This is a genomic window from Sphaerimonospora mesophila (assembly GCF_001417795.1).
In the GTDB taxonomy this organism is placed as follows: Bacteria; Actinomycetota; Actinomycetes; order Streptosporangiales; family Streptosporangiaceae; genus Sphaerimonospora; species Sphaerimonospora mesophila.
Genome location: NZ_BCBX01000044.1, coordinates 15,125 through 32,212 on the forward strand (window position 1 = coordinate 15,125; position 17,088 = coordinate 32,212).

Annotated in this window: 12 protein-coding genes; 4 read left to right on the forward strand and 8 right to left on the reverse strand. The window is 68.5% G+C overall.

Annotation, left to right across the window (positions count from 1 at the left end; translation table 11 throughout):
* Nucleotides 1–193 precede the first annotated feature (193 nt).
* Genes AP234_RS25255 through AP234_RS25270 form a run of 4 tightly spaced genes read right to left on the reverse strand, consistent with a single transcriptional unit; the run spans nt 194 to nt 4,936 of the window.
* Entirely contained in the window at nt 194–1,915 is a 1,722-nt protein-coding gene (locus AP234_RS25255) for an MGH1-like glycoside hydrolase domain-containing protein (protein ID WP_055482233.1), read from the reverse strand.
* 36 nt (nt 1,916–1,951) lie between these two features.
* Nucleotides 1,952–2,770: a carbohydrate ABC transporter permease gene (locus tag AP234_RS25260; protein ID WP_055482234.1), complete on the reverse strand. Its 819-nt coding sequence runs from the start codon at nt 2,768–2,770 to the stop codon at nt 1,952–1,954.
* A 31-nt stretch (nt 2,771–2,801) separates the two neighbouring features.
* Nucleotides 2,802–3,716, reverse strand: coding sequence for a carbohydrate ABC transporter permease (locus AP234_RS25265; protein WP_055482235.1), 915 nt, complete (start codon nt 3,714–3,716; stop codon nt 2,802–2,804).
* A 5-nt stretch (nt 3,717–3,721) separates the two neighbouring features.
* A complete protein-coding gene (locus AP234_RS25270; protein WP_200926702.1) occupies nt 3,722–4,936 on the reverse strand; it encodes an extracellular solute-binding protein in 1,215 nt (404 codons plus the stop codon).
* A gap of 238 nt (nt 4,937–5,174) precedes the next feature.
* On the opposite strand from AP234_RS25270, the gene AP234_RS25275 reads away from it, so the two are divergent.
* Complete coding sequence (locus AP234_RS25275) at nt 5,175–6,188, forward strand: LacI family DNA-binding transcriptional regulator (RefSeq protein WP_055482237.1); 1,014 nt, start codon at nt 5,175–5,177, stop codon at nt 6,186–6,188.
* A 114-nt stretch (nt 6,189–6,302) separates the two neighbouring features.
* Here AP234_RS25275 and AP234_RS25280 read toward each other — a convergent pair whose 3' ends face one another.
* The 4 genes from AP234_RS25280 to AP234_RS25295 form a co-directional block, all read right to left on the reverse strand.
* The gene (locus tag AP234_RS25280; protein WP_083502419.1) at nt 6,303–8,108 is read right to left on the reverse strand and encodes a lectin; all 1,806 of its coding nucleotides are present in this window, start codon (nt 8,106–8,108) and stop codon (nt 6,303–6,305) included.
* A gap of 118 nt (nt 8,109–8,226) precedes the next feature.
* Nucleotides 8,227–11,118 carry a lectin gene (locus AP234_RS25285; protein ID WP_055482238.1) on the reverse strand — a complete coding sequence of 964 codons (2,892 nt, stop codon included), beginning with the start codon at nt 11,116–11,118 and terminating at the stop codon, nt 8,227–8,229.
* Nucleotides 11,119–11,323: 205 nt separating this feature from the next.
* The gene (locus AP234_RS25290) at nt 11,324–12,688 is read right to left on the reverse strand and encodes a ricin-type beta-trefoil lectin domain protein (RefSeq protein WP_083502420.1); all 1,365 of its coding nucleotides are present in this window, start codon (nt 12,686–12,688) and stop codon (nt 11,324–11,326) included.
* A gap of 489 nt (nt 12,689–13,177) precedes the next feature.
* A complete protein-coding gene (locus tag AP234_RS25295) occupies nt 13,178–13,948 on the reverse strand; it encodes an FCD domain-containing protein (RefSeq protein ID WP_083502421.1) in 771 nt (256 codons plus the stop codon).
* A gap of 130 nt (nt 13,949–14,078) precedes the next feature.
* Here AP234_RS25295 and AP234_RS25300 point away from each other — a divergent pair, with 130 nt between their 5' ends.
* From AP234_RS25300 to AP234_RS25310, 3 genes are read left to right on the forward strand one after another with little or no spacing between them, the layout of a single operon-like run.
* Entirely contained in the window at nt 14,079–15,356 is a 1,278-nt protein-coding gene (locus tag AP234_RS25300) for an extracellular solute-binding protein (RefSeq protein ID WP_055482239.1), read from the forward strand.
* 10 nt (nt 15,357–15,366) lie between these two features.
* A complete protein-coding gene (locus AP234_RS25305) occupies nt 15,367–16,260 on the forward strand; it encodes a carbohydrate ABC transporter permease (protein WP_055482240.1) in 894 nt (297 codons plus the stop codon).
* Nucleotides 16,260–17,087 carry a carbohydrate ABC transporter permease gene (locus AP234_RS25310; RefSeq protein WP_055482241.1) on the forward strand — a complete coding sequence of 276 codons (828 nt, stop codon included), beginning with the start codon at nt 16,260–16,262 and terminating at the stop codon, nt 17,085–17,087. The genes AP234_RS25305 and AP234_RS25310 overlap by 1 nt, the downstream gene beginning before the upstream one ends.
* Nucleotide 17,088 lies beyond the last annotated feature (1 nt).

Below are 17,088 nucleotides of genomic sequence, written 5' to 3' on the forward strand. Positions count from 1 at the left end.
CCGCGTCTGACCCGCGTCCCGCTCGGAGCGAACGGCCCTCGCCGGGTGATCGACCGATCCCGGCGAGGGCCGTTCCGATGCGCTCGTGGTCGTCCACGCCGATAAGTCGTCCACGCCGATAAGTGGGACGGTGATCTCCATGGCGTGGTCTGGCCGGGAATCGGAATCGAAGCGATTCGACGGCGGGCGTGGCTCAAGCGGACGCCGCCGTGATGGGCTCCTCCCGGCGTTCGTGGGCGGCGGCGAGGATGAGGTAGGCGCTGGCGGTCCACGTGTAGGCGCGGTCGCGCAGGCCCGTGCCCTTACGGGCGTCGAAGTTCTCCGCGAACCCGGCTTTCTCGCACAGGAGGCGGAAGCGCGTGCTGATCTCGTCGGCCAGGCCCGGGTAACCGGCGCGGCGCAGGCCGTCCTCGATCAGGATGGTCGAGGGCGCCCAGATCGGACCGCGCCAGTAGCCGTCGTCCTGGTAGTGGGATGAGCCGGGCAGCTCGGTGGCCGGCCCGAACTCGGTCAGGTGGGTCTCGATCCGGGCGGCCAGCGACGCCCGGACCGGTTCCGGCAGCTCCGCCCCCAAGACGATCGGCATGAGGTCGAGCAGGCTCGCGCTGGACCAGGTGCGTCCGGTCCTGGCGCTCCTGGCGACGAACCGGTCGCCGTCCCACAGCTCGGCCAGCAGCGCCTGGAGCATGCGGTCGGCCCCCCGGGTCCAGGCGGCGGCCGCGTCCCGCAGGTCGAGCTCGGCGGCCAGGCGGGCGAGTTCGCGCATCTGGAGGACGAGGAAGGCCGCCAGGTCCGCCGTCTCGACGACGCGCTCGGGGTCGAAGGTGGTGGCGTTGTCCCAGCCGCTGTCGTTGCCGTGCTGGTAGTGGGCGAACTCGTGGCCGGGAACGCGCCGGTGGGTCAGCCAGAAGGAGGTCCACCGCTCCAGCAGCCGGTACACCTCGGCGGTCTCGCCGGCGCTCAGCGGGCGCAGCCGCCCCAGGGCCCAGCCGTGGATGGGCGGCTTGACGAAGTTGTACAGAATCTCCGAATGCGTGACCGAGTCGGGCAGCGCGCCGGTGGCGTCCTGGTGGTCGAACACCAGCCGGAACTGGTCCCTGGCCAGCTCCGGCAGCCCGTCGGCGAGGGCGATGGCGTTGAAGCAGTGGTCCCAGCTCCAGACCTTGTCCATCCAGTGCTTGGACATCAGCACCCCGGGCCGGGTGACGAAGCCGGCCGGACGCACCGTGGCCGACCACAGGACGTAGGCGGCCAGCTCGGCGGCGGGCGTCCTGTCGCTGCGCCAGGGCGCCACCGCGTCTCGAAACGATTCGAAGGCGCTCCGCGCGGCTCCCAGAACCTGCTCGAAGCCGGTCCCGCTCCGGTAGGGGGCGCGGGCGGTCTCGTACTCCTCGACGGCGATCTCCCACGACTCGCCGCCGAGGAGCACGACGCCGCGCTCGGCGGTGCCGAGCACCTGCGCGCCCTTCGGCTCCGCCTGCCCGGCGAGGAGGGTCACGCGGTAGCGGCGGCCGGTCTGGTACACCGTGAAGACCCACGAGCCGTCGCCGGGATCGGCGTAGAAGTACGGACCGCTGAACGGCGTCAGGACCGGATCGGCCGCCACGAGGTCCAGCCCCAGGCCCTGACCGCGTATCCGCACGGTGTCGGGGGTCTCGTAGGCGAGCTCGATCCGTCCGGCGTCGTGATCCCAGGCGAGCACGTGCGGGGTCGCGGACAGGGTCGTCTCTGCGCGGGCTCCGCCCACGGTGGGAACCAGCCGCAGGATCGGATGCATGCCGGTCTGGTGCGACACCAGATGGACATCGGGCGCGTAGATCTTCTCACCGATCACCGGGGAGAAGTCGAACCACGATCCGCGGAAGCTGAACGGGATCTCCCAGAGGGAGAATGCCAGACCTGCGGCGGCGGTCATGAACGAAGGGTCCCTTCTGTCGGAGAGAGAGCCGGGCTAGTTCTTCACCGCACCCGCGGTGACTCCGGCGGCGACGTAACGCTGGGCGATGACCAGCAGCACGGTGGCGGGGACGGAGGCGATCACGGCGGTGGCCATGATGGCGTTCCACTGCTGGTTGTTGTTGCCGATGTAGTGGTAGATGCCGAGCGTGATCGGCTGCAGCGAGCCGCCCTGGTCCAGGGTGCTGGCGAACACGAAGTCCGACCACGCCCACAGGAACGCGAACAGCGACACCGTGATGATCGAGTTGCGGCTGACCGGCACGACCACCGACCAGAAGGTCCGCAGCGCCCCGGCCCCGTCGACCCGGGCCGCCTGCAGCAACTCTTCGGGGATGCCGGACATGAACGTCGTGAAGATCAGCACCGCGAACGGCACCGCCAGCGTCGAGTCCGCCACGATCAGGCCCGGGATCGTGTTGAGCACTCCCACGTTGAGGAAGACGGCGTAGAACCCCATCGCCATGATGATCCCCGGGATCATCTGCGCGATCAGCAGCAGGAAGCTCAGCACCCCGCCGCCTCTCGGGCGCAGCTTCGCCAGCGCGTATCCGGCCGGAGTACCGACCAGCAGCGTGAGCGCGACCGTGCCCAGCCCCACGATCACGCTGACCCCCAGGTAGGGCAGCTGCTGGTCGAGCACCGACCGGTAGCCGTCCAGGGTTCCGTCCAGCGGGAACCAGGAGGGCGGGCTCTTGCGCATGTCCTGTTCCCGGGTGAAGGACACGTTGATCATCCAGTAGACCGGGAACAGCATCACACCGGTCAGCACCAGCCCGGTCGCCGTCTTCCACCAGCTGCGCGCGGCCTTCATGACGCGCCCACGATCCGCTCGATCCGCCCGTTCATGGCAGGGCCAGCCTCCGCTGCACCCGGATGTAGATCAGCCCGGACGCCAGAGCCGCCACGATCAGGAGGTTGCCGACCGCCGCCCCGGGTCCGAAGGCCGGCAGCAGGTTCCCGAAGCCCAGCCGGTACGACCAGGTGGCGAACGTGGTGGAGGAGTCGCTCGGCCCGCCCTTGGTCATGATCCAGATGACGTCGAACACCTTCAGCGTGTAGACCAGCCCGAGCAGCAGCGTGATCGCCGAGACCGGCCGCAGCAGCGGGAAGGTCACCTTCCAGAACCGCTGCCAGCCGGTCGCGCCGTCCAGCGCCGCCGCCTCGTAGACGACCGGGTCGATCGACTGGAGGCCGGAGTACAGCACGACCAGGTTGAACGGGATCCCGATCCAGATGTTGGCGAGGGTCACCGACCACAGCGACCAGTCGGGGGAGGTCAGCCAGTGGACCGGCCCCACGCCGAAGACACCGAGCACCGTGTTGACGACGCCGGAGTCGCTGTTGAGCATCCACGACCACGTCGAGGCCGACACGATCAGCGGCAGCAGCCACGGCACCAGGAACAGCGCACGCAACGTGGCCGACAACCGGAAGTTCCGGTAGAAGAACACCGCCAGGGCGAGCCCGATGGCGAACTGGAAGCCCAGTGACACCAGCGTGAACGCCACCGTGTGCCACAGCGCCGGCCCGAAGGTCATGTCGCCCACGACCTTCGCGTAGTTGGCGAGCCCGATGAACGGCGCGTCCCCCTGGACGAACGAGCGCACCGTGTAGTCGCGCAGGCTCAGATCGACGTTGCGGTACAGCGGATAGGCGTAGAAGACCAGCAGGTAGACGACGACCGGCGCCAGAAAGGCCCAGGCCGCCCACCGACCGGCCCTCGCACCGCGCGCCGCCGCGCTCGCAGCCGCGTGCATCGCCGCTACCGGGTGGCGCTCGCGGCCGCGGCCTGCGCGTCGGCCATCGCCTGCTGCGGGTTCTTCGACCCGCTCAGCGCCGCCTGCACCGCGCCCCACATCGGCTCGGAGATCCTCGGATACTTGGTGCCGAGGTCGTCGCTGGTACGGCCCTTGGCGGCCTTGACCGCCTCGACCCAGACCGCCAGGTCGGGGTTCTCGGCGACCTGCTTGGCCTGCACCTGCTCTGTCGGCGCGACGTACGACAGGGCGGTGGTCGTGGTCAGGGAGTTGTCCGTGCTGGTCAGGCAGGTCACCAGCTTCTGGGAGGTGGCGTAGCGCCCGGTGTCCTTCTGCACCGGGATGCTGACGAACTCGCCCCCGGTCGGCGCGGGCGCCGTCCCGCCGTCCTTGGCGGGGATCGGGATGATGCCGTAGGCGAAGCCGGCCTTCTGGGCGTTGGCCAGCTGCCAGGTCCCGTTCTCGGCGAAGGCGTAGTCGCCGCCGGCGAACTCCTGCCAGCTGGTGGTCTGCGTGTTGTTGATGACCGAGTTGGGGGCGTACCCCTTCCGCAGCCAGTCGGTCCACAACTCGACGGCCGCGACCCCCTGCGGGGAGTCGAGCGCGGTGAGCCGGGCGCCGGCCCCCCAGAACCAGGGCAGGAACTGGAAGCTGCCCTCCTCTGTGCCGATCGCCGAGAACGTGATGCCCTTGTCGCCGGCCGCCTTGACCTTCTCCAGCGCCGCGGTGAGCGAGGCCCAGTCCCGCACCGAGGCGATGTCCACCCCGGCCTTCTCGAGCACGTTCTCGTTGTAGTAGAGGGCCAGGGTGTTGGCTCCGATCGGGACGCCGTACGTCTTGCCGCCGATCTGCCCCGCCCCCAGCAGGTTCGGCGCGATGGCCGAGGTGTCGAGCTTGTTCTCCTCCGTCGTCGTCAGCACTCCCGCCTCGGCCAGCGTGGAGACCACCGGGTTGTCGACGATGAGCACGTCGGGCGCGTTGCCCTGCTGCGCGGCCAGCAGCGTCTTGTTCGTCAGGTCGGTGGTGTCGTAGGCCGTGCGCTGAACCGTGACACCCGCCTGGGCGCCGCACGTCTCCAGCAGCTCGACCCACTCCGAGCTCTTGTCGTGCTGCGGGTAGGGGTCCCAGATCGTGTAGGTCCTGGCCTGGCTCGCATCCGTGGCGGCGTCTCCGCCGGACGATGAGGAGCATGCGACGAGACCGCCGGCGGCTGCGAGCACCGCCATACTCAGGCCGGCCGCACGCCGACTCGTTGTCCCTGGCCCCATGATCCGACCTCCGCTGACACGTGTTCTGCGGCTATTGTCATCCGATATCGAATCGATTCGAATCGGTTCGCCTGAAGATAGGGCCGCGGATCGCTCGCGTCAATGGGATCCGGCGAAAACACCGCGACTCGTCGGTTCTATCGGTTCGACCTACGATGGTCAGCGGTGGGACGACCGGTTGAGGAGCGGGATGAACATCGGGGAGATCGCCAAGCGATCGGGCGTGTCGCGCAGCACCGTCTCCTACGCGCTGAGCGGCAAGCGCCCGGTGTCGGAGGTGACCCGCCGGCGCATTCAGGCGGTCATCGACGAACTGGGGTACCAGCCCAACGCGACCGCCAAGGCGCTCAAGGAGGGCAGGACCCGCACGATCGGGCTGGTCATCCCTCCGGCCAGCCGGCACTTCACCGACATGCAGCTCGGCTTCGTCGCCAGCGTCGTCGACGCCGCCGCACGCGCCGACCTCGACGTCCTGCTGTCGCCCTCGGGGGGCGAGCACGACCGCTCGTTCGAGCGGGTGGTCGGCGGCAGGCGCGTCGACGGCGTGATCGTCATGGAGATCCGGCTGGAGGACGACCGGGTCGCCCGCCTGCGGCAGACCAGACTGCCCTTCGTCGGCATCGGCCGCACCGACCGCGCCGACGAGATGTCCTGGGTGGACCTCGACTACGAGACGCTGATCTCACAATGCGTGCACCACCTGGCCGATCTGGGTCATCGTCGCATCGCCCTGGTTAACCGCTCCGCCGAGCTGATGGCCGCCGGGTACGGCCCCGCCCACCGGGCTCAGGCCGGTTTCGACCGCGCCACGGCGGAACGCGGCGTGGCAGGCGTCCAGATGTGCTGCGCCGACGATTCCCGCGCCGGATTCTCCTGCGTCGGGCGGCTCCTCGCCGACCATCCCGATCTCACCGCCATCGCCACCATCAACGAGGCCGCCATACCCGGCATGTACCACGCGATCGAGAACGCGGGCCTGACCGTGCCCGGTGACTTCTCCATCGCCGGTGTGGCGGGCCGTCACTGGGCGGAGAATCTGCATCCGCCGCTCACGGCCGCCGACGTGCCCGCCGACGAGCTCGGCGCCCACGCCGTCGAACTGCTCATCCGGCGGATCTCCGATCCCGCCACCCCGCATCACCAGATCCTCCTCTCCCCGCCCATCTCCCTGCGCCGGACGACCGGACCCGCACGCACCCGCTGATCGGCGGACCCCGACGGGCGCACCGGCCGGGCCCGGCGTGGCCCGATCGGGGCCACACCGGGTGTCATGTCGCGGTGAACGGGGCGGATTCCGCGGTTCCCCGGGAGGGGAGGATCAGACGCGGGTCCACTGCTGGTTGGTGCCGCCGTGGCAGCTCCAGATGTGCACCTTGCTGCCGTTGGCGGTGCCGTACCCGGACACGTCCAGGCACTTGTTGGCGCCCACGGCGGTGATGGTGCCGTTGGAGTTGAGGCGCCACTTCTGGTTGTTCTGGCCGTTGCAGTCCCAGATGATCACGCTGGAGCCGTCGGCCGTGCCGGCGCCGTTGACGTCGAGGCACTTGTTGCCGTAGACGCGCAGCTCGCCGGCGCTGGTGGAGGTCCACTGCTGGTTGACGCCGCCGTGGCAGTCCCAGATCTGCACCTGTGCGCCGTTCGACTGGGAGGCTCCGTTGACGTCCAGGCACCGACCCGATCCCACGCCCCGCAGCGCACTCGTGGTCTCCGACGGCGTCGGAGTCGGCGTGGGCGTGGGCGTCGGCGTGGGTGAGGGAGACGGTCCGGCCAGTTCCTTGACGCGGATGTTGCGGAACGACACCACGTCGCCGGATCCGTGGTTCTGGATGCCGATGTGACCCTGCTGGAGCGAGCGGGCCGAATCGGTGTTCGTGAAGTCGTTGATCTTCGTACCGTTGAGGAACACCTGGAGCCGCTCACCCTCCACCAGCAGCTCGTACGTGTTCCACTGACCCGGCGGATTCAGCGCCGCATCGCGCGCGTTGATGTCCGCGGCTTTGACGCCGTAGACCGCCCCCGTCGTCTTGTCCGGAGTGTCGGTCGCGTCGATCTGCACCTCATACCCGGTAGCGAGCGCCGCGTCGGGATCGCCGGTGGCCGGGAACCCGACGATCACTCCCGAGTTGGAGTCACCTGTCAGTTTCCAGTCGAGCTTGAGCGAGTAGGAATGGAACTCCTTGGCGCTGTACCACAGCATGCCCATGCCGCCCTGGGAGGTCAGCGTGGCGTCGCTGTTGCCGAACGACCCCGGCCCGGCCTGCGACCAGCCCGTCGTCGACCCGTTGTACAACGCCGTGTACCCGGTCTCCGGACGGCAGTCCGCGTTGGCGGCCCCGGCCGCGTACCGGATCCCGCCCAGCAGGAGCGTGCGGAAGTTCGTGTCGGTGTACGACTCCTGGGTGTGCCCCAGGCCGGTGTAGAACGCGCGGCCGGAGGACTGGGGGTGGCACCAGGTGATCGGGTGGTCCCCCATGCCGCCGCCGCTGTAGCTGCTCTCGTCCAGGCTCTGCAGCACCCGCACGTTCGAGCGGGGGTTGGTGCGGTAGCTGTACCACTCGTCCGTACGCGTCCAGGTCGTCCCCAGGTGGGCCGTCGCGGCGTGCGCCCGATCCTCGTTCCGTACGGTCGCCTGCTGGATCGCCGGGTGGCTGTTGAACCAGGCTCCCATCAGCTGCCCGTAGTACGGCCAGCCGTACTCGGTGTCGGCGGCCGCATGCACCCCCACATAACCGCCCCCGCCGTCCACGTACGCCTGGAAGGCGGCCTGCTGGGTGTTGTTCAGCACGTCACCGGTGGTGCTGAGGAAGACCACCGCCTTGTACTGGGCGAGGTTGGCGGCGCTGAAGGCGTTCGAGTCCTCGGTCGCGTCGACCGCGAAGTCGTTCGCGGCCCCCAGGTCGCGAATGGCCTGGACTCCGTTGGGGATCGAGTCGTGCCGGAACCCGGCCGTCTTGGAGAACACCAGCACCTTGAAGTCGGCGGCCTGGGCGGGGACGGCGGGGATCACCATCGCGGCGGCGGCGGTGAGGGCCGCCGCGGTCACCGACAGGCGCCGTAACACGGATGTCCTGCGGTCGCGCCCCGCGATGCGCCCGGGCGCGGCGGGGAAGAGATGTCGAAGCATGGGTGTCCTTCCGTCGCGATGCCCGGCGCGGCCTCTTCCGACATCGAAAGCTGGGCCGCGCCGGGAGTCACATGATTGGTGATCGTGGTGGGTCGAGATTGGACACCGGCGGCAGATGTCAGACGCGGGTCCACTGCTGGTTCGTGCCGCCGTGGCAGCTCCAGATGTGCACCTTGCTGCCGTTGGCGGTGCCGTACCCGGACACGTCCAGGCACTTGTTCGCCCCGACAGCGGTGATCGTGCCGTTGGAGTTGAAACGCCACTTCTGGTTGTTCTGCCCGTTGCAGTCCCAGATGATCACGTTGGAGCCGTCGGCCGTGCCCGCGCCGCTGACGTCCAGGCACTTGTTGCCGTAGACGCGCAGCTCACCGGCGCTGGTGGAGGTCCACTGCTGGTTGACGCCGCCGTGGCAGTCCCAGATCTGCACCTGCGCGCCGTTCGACTGGGAGGCCCCGTCGACGTCCAGGCACCGCGCCGATCCCACGCCCCGCAGCGCACTCGTGGTCGCCGACGGCGTCGGGGTCGGTGTCGGAGTGGGCGTCGGGGTGGGCGTCGGAGTAGGTGTCGGAGTGGGTGAGGGAGACGTGCCGGTGTCGAAGGTGAAGGCGTCCACGTCGAACAGGTAGCCCTGTCCGGTCGCGCCGCGGAAGACCAGGTACAGCGTCGTCGTGCCGGCCGGCGCGCCGCTCAGATTCGCCGAGACGTCGGTGAAGGTGTCCCAGCTCCCGGTGCTCGCGACGTTCACCGTGCCGAGCAGCGTGCCCGTGGTCGAGCCAGCCCGCACCTCGATCCGGCCGCCCGCGCCCGCCGAGGACACCCGGGCGGTGATCCTCGTCGCGTTGCTCAGGACGTACGGCTGGAAGGAGATCCAGTCGCCGTCGTCGATGAAACCGGCCGTCCTGCCGCCTTCGGCGGTGGTGTGGTCGGCCGTCTGGATGCCCTGCTGGGCGCCGAAGTGCTCGGCCTGCCGGTGGCGCGGCTGGAGCGTACGGCGACTGGTGGAGGTCAGGCCGCCCTTATCGGTGTAGGACGCCTCGAAGACGCCGAAGATGTTGGCCGCGGCGTCGTGCTCGCCGTCCACCGGCACAGCGATGGAGCCGCTGCAGCCGCTCTTCGAAGTGATCTGGTGCGCGTGGCTGTCGTGGCCGAGGAAGTAGGCGACGGTGACCTCGGTGCAGTCGATCGTGCCGTCTTCCGGATCGCTCACCTGCACCTGGTAGGGCACGGTGTCACCGAAGGAGAACAACTGGCCGTCGGCCGGCAGGGTCAGGGCGACCGTCGGCGCGGTGTTGCCGACGGTCACGATCACACTCGCCGTGCCGGTCAGCCCCTGCGGGTCGCGGACGGTGAGCGTGACGGTGTAGGTGCCGTTCGCCGTGTAGGTCTTGCTCGGGTTGGCCGCCGTGGAGGTGGTGCCGTCGCCGAAGTTCCACGAATACGTCAGCGCGCCCCCCTCGGGGTCGGAGCTGCCGGCGGAGGAGAAGCTCACGGCGAGCGGACCCGGTCCCGACGTCTTGTCGGCGGAGGCCTTGGCGATCGGGTTGCGGTTGGCCTCGCCGATGTACTCGATCCGGTACAGCGCCTGGTTGTTGCTGCCGGTGCCGTAGTCGAGGACGTACAGGGCCCCGTCGGGGCCGAAGGCCATGTCCATCACCTGCGTCCCCGACCAGGGGAACGCCGAGATCTCCCCGTAGCCGCCGTCGGCCTTGACCTCGATCGCCTTGATCCACCGCCGGCCGTACTCACCGGCGAAGTACCGCCCGTCCAGCGCCTGCGGGAACTTGACGGCCGAGTTCAGGTTCGGGTCGTAGCGGTAGACCGGCCCGCCCATCGGCGATTCCGACCCGGCGCCGAACTCCGGCGGCGAGCCCGAGTCACCGGCGTACTTGATCCACGCCGGCTTGGCCCCCGGCAGCGTCGTCAGCCCGGTGTTGCGGAAGGAGTTGTTGGTCGGCCCGCCCGCGCAGTTGTACTTCGGGCCGGTGCTGTTGGTGGCGAAGTTCCACTCGTTGTAGGTCTCTGCGGTGGTGTTGCCACCCGTGCAGTACGGCCAGCCGAAGAACCCCGGCCCGGTGATGCGGTTGAACTCCACCTGCCCGCTCGGCCCGCGGTTGGAGTTGGTCACTCCCGCGTCCGGCCCGTAGTCGCCCAGGTAGACGATGCCGGTGGCCTTGTCCACGCTCATCCGGAACGGGTTGCGCAACCCCATCGCGTAGATCTCCGGCCGGGTCTTCGCCGTTCCCGGCGGGAACAGGTTGCCGCTGGGGATCGTGTACGAGCCGTCCGGCTGCGGCTTGATCCGCAGCACCTTGCCGCGCAGGTCGTTGGTGTTGGCGGCGGTACGCTGGGCGTCGTACTGCGGGTTGCGGTTGGTCCGCTCGTCCAGCGGGGAATAGCCGCTCGACTCGAACGGGTTGCTGTCGTCGCCGGTCGTCAGGTACAGGTTGCCGGCCGCGTCGAAGTCGATGTCGCCGCCAACGTGACAGCACATCCCCCGGTCGTTCGGCACCTCCAGCACGACCTTCTCACTGCTCAGGTCGAGCGTGTCGTCGGACTTCAGCGTGAAGCGGGACAGGTTCAGGTGCCCCTTCCACTGGTCGAACTGCGACTGCGTGCCGGTGCCGGGCGCATCACCGTTCGGCGTGCTCAGCCGTGGTGAGTAGTAGAGCCAGACGTACCGGTTCGACGCGAAGCCCGGGTCGACCGCCACACCCTGCAGGCCCTCCTCATCGTGGGTGTAGACGTTGAGCTTGCCGGCCACCTTCGTGTTGCCGTTGGCGTCGGTGACGCGCACCGTGCCGTCGCGGGCCGTGTGGACGACCGATCGGTTGGGCATCACGGCCAGCGACATCGCCTCACCCAGCTCCGCGCCGCCGGACGCGAGCGACACCTGCTGGTAGTCGGACGCCGGGATGGTCAGCGCGTTCGCCGGGGAGGCGGTGAGCGTGAAGGCTCCGGGGATGATCAGCGCCATCGTGGTCAGCGATGTGAGCCACGGACGTCGGGGCATCGGTGTTCCTTCCTGACATATGGAGGTCAGTCAGGGCAAGGCGCGCGCCGCCGCGCTGTTGCCAGATCGTGTGCCAGAGTTCTGCTTCGCGTCCAGGAGGTGCCGCCCCTGGTCGCCTATCCGGCCGGCGATGTGCGCGGCCGGCACGGGGAGGAGGGTCTCGCCCTCGCCGGTGACAGCGACGAGGGCAGACCCTCAGACGGTGTCAGGCCCGGGTCCACTGCTGGTTGGTGCCGCCGTGGCAGGTCCAGATGTGCACCTTGGAGCCGTTGGTGGTGCCGTACCCGGACACATCCAGGCACTTGTTGGCGCCCACGGCGGTGATGGTGCCGTCGGAGTTGAGGCGCCACTTCTGGTTGTTCTGGCCGTTGCAGTCCCAGATGATCACGCTGGAGCCGTCGGCCGTGCCCGCGCCGCTGACGTCCAGGCACTTGTTGCCGTAGACGCGCAGTTCACCGGCGCTGGTGGAGGTCCACTGCTGGTTGACGCCGCCGTGGCAGTCCCAGATCAGCGTCTGCGCGCCGTTGGTCTGGGAGGCGCCGTCGACGTCCAGGCACCGGCCGGACCCGACGCCCCGCAGCGCGCTCGTCGCCGGCGGATTGCCCGTAGGAGTGCTCGTGGGAGTCGCCGTCGGCGTCGGGTTACCACCGCCGAGCTGCGTGAAGAAATCCCACACGGCATGCCTGGTCCAGGAGTTCTCGCCCGGTTCGAAGTCGCCGGACCTCCCGTCCACGGGGCTGGGGGTGTGACCCGCGTCGAACGCCGCCCACGCGACCGGATACCCGGCCTGGCATCCCGAGTAGTAGGTGATGATGTGGGTCAGGCTGCCCTGCGCCGGCTCCGGCGGGTTCTGCGGCGTGCAGCCGTTGTTCCTGACGAACCGGTCACGCAGCGACCGGCCGGCGGAGATGTTGAGCACCGGGTCCCTGAGGCCGTGCAGGCCGATGTACGCGACGGGCTGGGTGCCGCCGCTGCATCCGCTGAGCTGCGCACCGGAGTAGACCGCCACAGCGCGGAAGGTCGTCGCCCGGGCGCACGCGAGCGCGTAGCTCATGCCGCCGCCGTAGCTGAAGCCCAGGGCGAAGCGCTGGGCGGTGTCGACGCAGAGATCCGCCTCGATCCGCTGAATCATGTCGTCGACGAAGGTGATGTCCTCACCGCCGGGGTTGGCCCAGCCGTTGTTCGTTCCCTGTGGGGCGACGAAAATCGCGGTGTTGTTCGACAATGCCCTGAGTCCGTAGTAGGACCAGACATAACCGCTGGTTCCGCCCGAATCGACGTCATTGGCGGTGCCGCCGTTCCAATGGAACCCGAAGATCAATCGATAAGGGGTGGTGTTGTTGTAGTTGTCGGGAATCCTCAGGATATAGCTGCGATTCTTCCCGCTGGTCGTGATCGACTGCGTACCGCTTCTCAGCGTCGGAGTCTTGCCGCATCCCGCGGTGGCCGCGAGAGCGCTCGCCTCGGTGCGCGACGTTGTCGTGCTGTCGCCGAGCGCCGTCTGTGCCGAGGTCAGGAGGAGCAGCGCGGTGGTCGCGATAACGGTGAAGAGAGACCTGTGCCGCGACATCACGCGATTTCCTTTTCGAATCTTCTGGTGACACACGTGCGTGGGGGAGTCATTTCTTCCGCCTTCTCCGGGGGTGCGGGAGTCGGCCGGCCGGCTTTTCCGGTCGCCGGCTCGGCGGATACCGGTTCGCCGCACACGGCGCGTTCTGCCAGTCGAAACCCGCCGGCCCGGGGGTGTTATCGACCGGCCGGTCGAGAGGCTCGATGTTAACGCTAACTCATCACCGCCGAACCGGATCTCCTTTCTTCCGGGTGGCTGGAGTGCGGTGGTTCAGCGGAGCAAATATGACCGTGACCGGACCTGTCAAGGTTCGGCCGTTCCGACGGTGCGGGCCGCCACCCGGCACACTCCGCCCCTCCTGTCGCTTGGCCAGGGAAAGCGGCCGTGATCACCGCCGAAGACTCCTATGAAACTTTCAGCGTCGCCGGTCGAATCGTTTGCGCCGATGCGAACACGCGATCAGGTCGGGCCGGGGGCGCCGGACGCGATCTAACGCTGCAGCCGGACGGGATCGGCCTGTCCGCTGCGGCGGACGAGCCAGGCCTCGGTGATGTGATTGAACATCGCCTCGGCGGCGCCCTCGGGATCGTGGGCGGCGATGCGCTCGTAGATGCGCCGGTGGCCGTGGTTCGACGCCACGCAAAGGGCCCGCTCGGTCCGGCCCATGTACCGGGCGGTGTTGACGACCTGGCTCTCCAGCGCCCGCACGACGCCACGAGCGATGCGGTTTCCCGACGCCTGCATAATCGTGTCGTGGAAGGCGCGGTCGCTCTCGGCGTACATGACGTGGTCGTCCACGAGCTCGTCCATCCGGTCCACCAACGCGCGCAGCCGCTCCACGGTGTCCGGCCCGGCCAGACGGGCGGCGACGTTCGCCATGTCGCACTCCAGAACACGCCGGGTGACGACGAGGTCGTCGAGAATCGCCAGACTCTCGTCCTCGGCGATGGTCGCGGCGAGGACGAGCTCGTCCAGCATGTCCCACATCGCCGGCGGGGTCACCATCGTGCCGGCGCCTTGGCGGACCTGTACCAGCCCCTTCTCCTGCAGGACTTTCACGGCCTCCCGGACGACGGTGCGACTCACCGAGAAGGCCTGGCACAGCGCGGGCTCGGGGGGCAGCGGCGTTCCCGGGGGGTGGAGGCCGCGCACGATGCGCTCCACCAACTCGGCCGTGACCGCTCTGGAGAGGCTGGCCGGGCGTCGTACCCAGGCGGGTGGTGCCGGGACACCGCCGACTGTCTCCTGCGATGCCGTCATGTCCCCCTCCGGTGGCCTGGTGAAGCGCCAACGCCGAGTATACGTGACCGTATTGACGGTCATACGTCATACGAGTTACCTTTCCGCGGAGGCGGCGTCCCCCCAGCCGATCTCGGAAAGTGAGCAAGCCATGAAGCTGCGAGTGTTCATACCGGTCCTGATGGTCGCCGGACTGGCCTTGGCCGGCTGCGGGAGCGCGGCCCAGACGGAGTCCCCGGCCGAGGAATCGCAGCAGAAGCCGCAGAAGCTCGTGGTCTGGGACTGGAAGTCCGGCGAACCGACCGCCGCCGAGTACATCGAGAAGGCGAAGGCCGACTTCGCCAAGCGGCACCCCGGGGTCACCGTCGAGTTCGTCGCCCAGCCGTTCGACCAGTACTACACCCTGCTCGGCACGGCGATCCAGACCGGCAAGGGGCCCGACGTCATGCTCTTCAACGGGGGCGGGCAGATCCGCGACCGGGTCGACGCGCTTCTCCCGCTGGACCAGTACGTGGCCGAGGACAAGAGCCGGTTGGCGGGCTGGGACGCGTTCACCAAGGACGGCAAGATCTATGCGGCGCCGGTGACCCTGCAGGGGCACCCGATCTATTACAACAAGGCGCTCTACGAGGAGGCCGGGCTCGACCCGGCGAACCCGCCGAAGACATGGGACGAGTTCGTGAGCGGCTGCGCCGCCATCAAGAAGGCGACCGAGGCGTCATGCTTCGCGCTCGGCAACAAGGAGGGGGCCGGCATCCAGTTCTTCATGTCGGGCCTCGGATCCGGCATCCTCACGCCCCAGGAGTACGACGACTGGATCGCCGGGAAGCGCGACTGGACCTCCCCCCACGTAAAGCGGATCTTCGAGTTGTGGAAGAGCGCCGGCGACGAGGGGCTGAACAACGAGGGCGCCAACTCCACCGCGATGTTCACCGACATCTTCCGGGTCTTCCAGACCGGTAAGGCCGCGCACATCATCGGGCTGATGTCGGACGTCGGGCACTGGAAGGACTTCGGCGAGTTCCTGCCTCCCGACAAGATCGGCGTCATGCCGGCCCCCGTCGTCACAGACGGGACCACCCCGAGCCTCGCGTTCGACGGCGGCATCGGCTACGCGGTCGCCAAGTGGACGAAGGACCCGGAGTCGGCCGCCGACCTGGTGCGATCGCTGACCTCGACCGAGGCCTTGACCGCGTTCTACGCCAAGGCCGGCGCGATCGCGTCCGACATGACGATCGACGTCTCACAGGCCGGCCCGGCCGTCGCCACGATCCTGTCCGAGATCAAAACCGGTAAGCCCGCCCTGCACGTCGCGCTGTCGTCCAAGACCCTGGACCTGATGGGAAGGCTGTCCCAGCAGCTCCTGAGCGGGTCGACCACCGTGGACGAGGCTTTGGAGCAGCTGGCCGCCTCCGATCGGACGGCTTGATCGCGTGCCGATGGGGAGTTCACTACGGCCGGTCTCCCGTAGGGCTCGCGCCGAACGTCTGGCGCCCTACGTCCTGGTGGCCCCGACCGTACTGATCATCGTGGTGCTGCGGCTGTGGCCGCTCGTCCTGGGAGTCAACTTCTCCTTCACGGGCGACGGCGAGCTCAACGGGACTGTGGTCGGCCTGGGCAACTACCTGGAGCTGGCCGCGGACCCGTTGTTCCTTACGTCGCTGCGCAACGTCGGGCTGCTGGTGCTGCTGCTCCCCGTGGCGGTGGCGATTCCGGGCCTGCTCGCGACCTTCATCTATCTGCGGGTGCCCGGTCACCGCGTCTACCGCAGCGTCTACTTCTTCCCGGCCGTGCTGTCACCGGTGATCGTCGGTGCGATCTTCAACCTCATGCTCGCGTTCGACGGCCCGTTGAACACCGTGCTCGGGGCGGTCGGCGTCGGCCCGGTCGACTGGCTCGGCGATCCGGGCATCGCCATGTTCACCGTCATCGGCGTGCACGTATGGGCGACGTTCGGGATGGCACTGGTGGTGTTCCTCGCCGGATTCAGCACCCTGGACGCCTCGCTGCTGGACGCCGCCCGCATGGACGGCGCGTCGCTCCACCAGATCATCTGGCACGTGATCATCCCGAGCCTTACCCGCACCATCCAGTTCGTCTTCGTGACCACGATGATCGGGATGCTGACGTCCATGTTCGGCCTGCTCTTCATCATGACCAGCGGAGGTCCGGAGGGATCGACCTACCTTCCGGAGTACTACATCTGGCACCAGCAGGGACAGATGAACCGGCCGGCGCTCGCCTCCGCCGCCTCGACGGTTCTGTTCGTCGTCATGCTCGTGGTGGGGCTCCTGCAGATCACTCTGCTCCGCCGCTCTGGGAGGCAGGACTGATGCCCGGAATGCGCCTGGCCAAGTGGCTGGCCGCCGTCCCGATGGCCGTTCTCGCTCTCGCGACGATCTACCCTCTTCTGTTCACCGCCAACGTCGCGATGAAGACCAGGCGCGACTACGTCCTCGACCGGTTCTCCCCGGCGGATTCGCTGCGCTGGGACAACATCGTCGAGGCATGGGCCGGCGCCGGAATGGCGCGGTACTTCGCCAACTCCTTCATCGTCGTGGCGTTCTCCGTGGCCCTGCTGCTGCTGTTGGGGTCGATGGCGGGTTTCGCGCTGAGTCAGCTGCGGTTCCGCGGTTCTTCCCTGATCTTCCTGGGCTGCCTCGCCGGGCTGTTCATCCCGTTCCAGGTGATCATGGTGCCGCTCACCAGGGTCCTGGCCGACGGCGGTCTCGTCGACACCTATCCCGGGCTGATCCTGGCCTACGTCGCGCAGTTCCTCCCGTTCACCGTCTTCCTGATGACGAGCCACTACACAACGATTCCGGCGGAGATCGTCGACGCGGCCAGAATCGACGGGAACACGATCTACGGCGTGTACCGGCGGATCATGCTCCCGCTGGGTGTGCCGGCGCTGCTGTCCGTCGGCATCCTCAACACCCTGTTCTGCTGGAACGACGTGCTCATCTCCCTGCTGATAATGCCGTCGCCCGACCACCGCACTCTCATGATCGGGGTCAACTCGCTGCGCGGACAGTACTCCAGCGACATCCCCACCTTCGCCTCGGGTGTCCTGATCGCCGCGATACCCGTGCTGATGATCTATCTGTTCCTCCAGCGCCGAATCGCCGACGGGGTCACCGCCGGCTCCACGAAGGGCTGAC

What these genes read in the sequence shown, in the direction of transcription:
- AP234_RS25305 (WP_055482240.1), top strand. Translation starts at nt 15,367, where the DNA reads ATGGGGAGTTCACTACGGCCGGTCTCCCGTAGGGCTCGCGCCGAACGT.
- AP234_RS25290 (WP_083502420.1), bottom strand. Translation starts at nt 12,688, where the DNA reads ATGTCGCGGCACAGGTCTCTCTTCACCGTTATCGCGACCACCGCGCTG.
- AP234_RS25310 (WP_055482241.1), top strand. Translation starts at nt 16,260, where the DNA reads ATGCCCGGAATGCGCCTGGCCAAGTGGCTGGCCGCCGTCCCGATGGCC.
- AP234_RS25300 (WP_055482239.1), top strand. Translation starts at nt 14,079, where the DNA reads ATGAAGCTGCGAGTGTTCATACCGGTCCTGATGGTCGCCGGACTGGCC.
- AP234_RS25255 (WP_055482233.1), bottom strand. Translation starts at nt 1,915, where the DNA reads ATGACCGCCGCCGCAGGTCTGGCATTCTCCCTCTGGGAGATCCCGTTC.
- AP234_RS25275 (WP_055482237.1), top strand. Translation starts at nt 5,175, where the DNA reads ATGAACATCGGGGAGATCGCCAAGCGATCGGGCGTGTCGCGCAGCACC.
- AP234_RS25285 (WP_055482238.1), bottom strand. Translation starts at nt 11,118, where the DNA reads ATGCCCCGACGTCCGTGGCTCACATCGCTGACCACGATGGCGCTGATC.
- AP234_RS25295 (WP_083502421.1), bottom strand. Translation starts at nt 13,948, where the DNA reads ATGACGGCATCGCAGGAGACAGTCGGCGGTGTCCCGGCACCACCCGCC.
- AP234_RS25260 (WP_055482234.1), bottom strand. Translation starts at nt 2,770, where the DNA reads ATGAAGGCCGCGCGCAGCTGGTGGAAGACGGCGACCGGGCTGGTGCTG.
- AP234_RS25280 (WP_083502419.1), bottom strand. Translation starts at nt 8,108, where the DNA reads ATGCTTCGACATCTCTTCCCCGCCGCGCCCGGGCGCATCGCGGGGCGC.
- AP234_RS25265 (WP_055482235.1), bottom strand. Translation starts at nt 3,716, where the DNA reads ATGCACGCGGCTGCGAGCGCGGCGGCGCGCGGTGCGAGGGCCGGTCGG.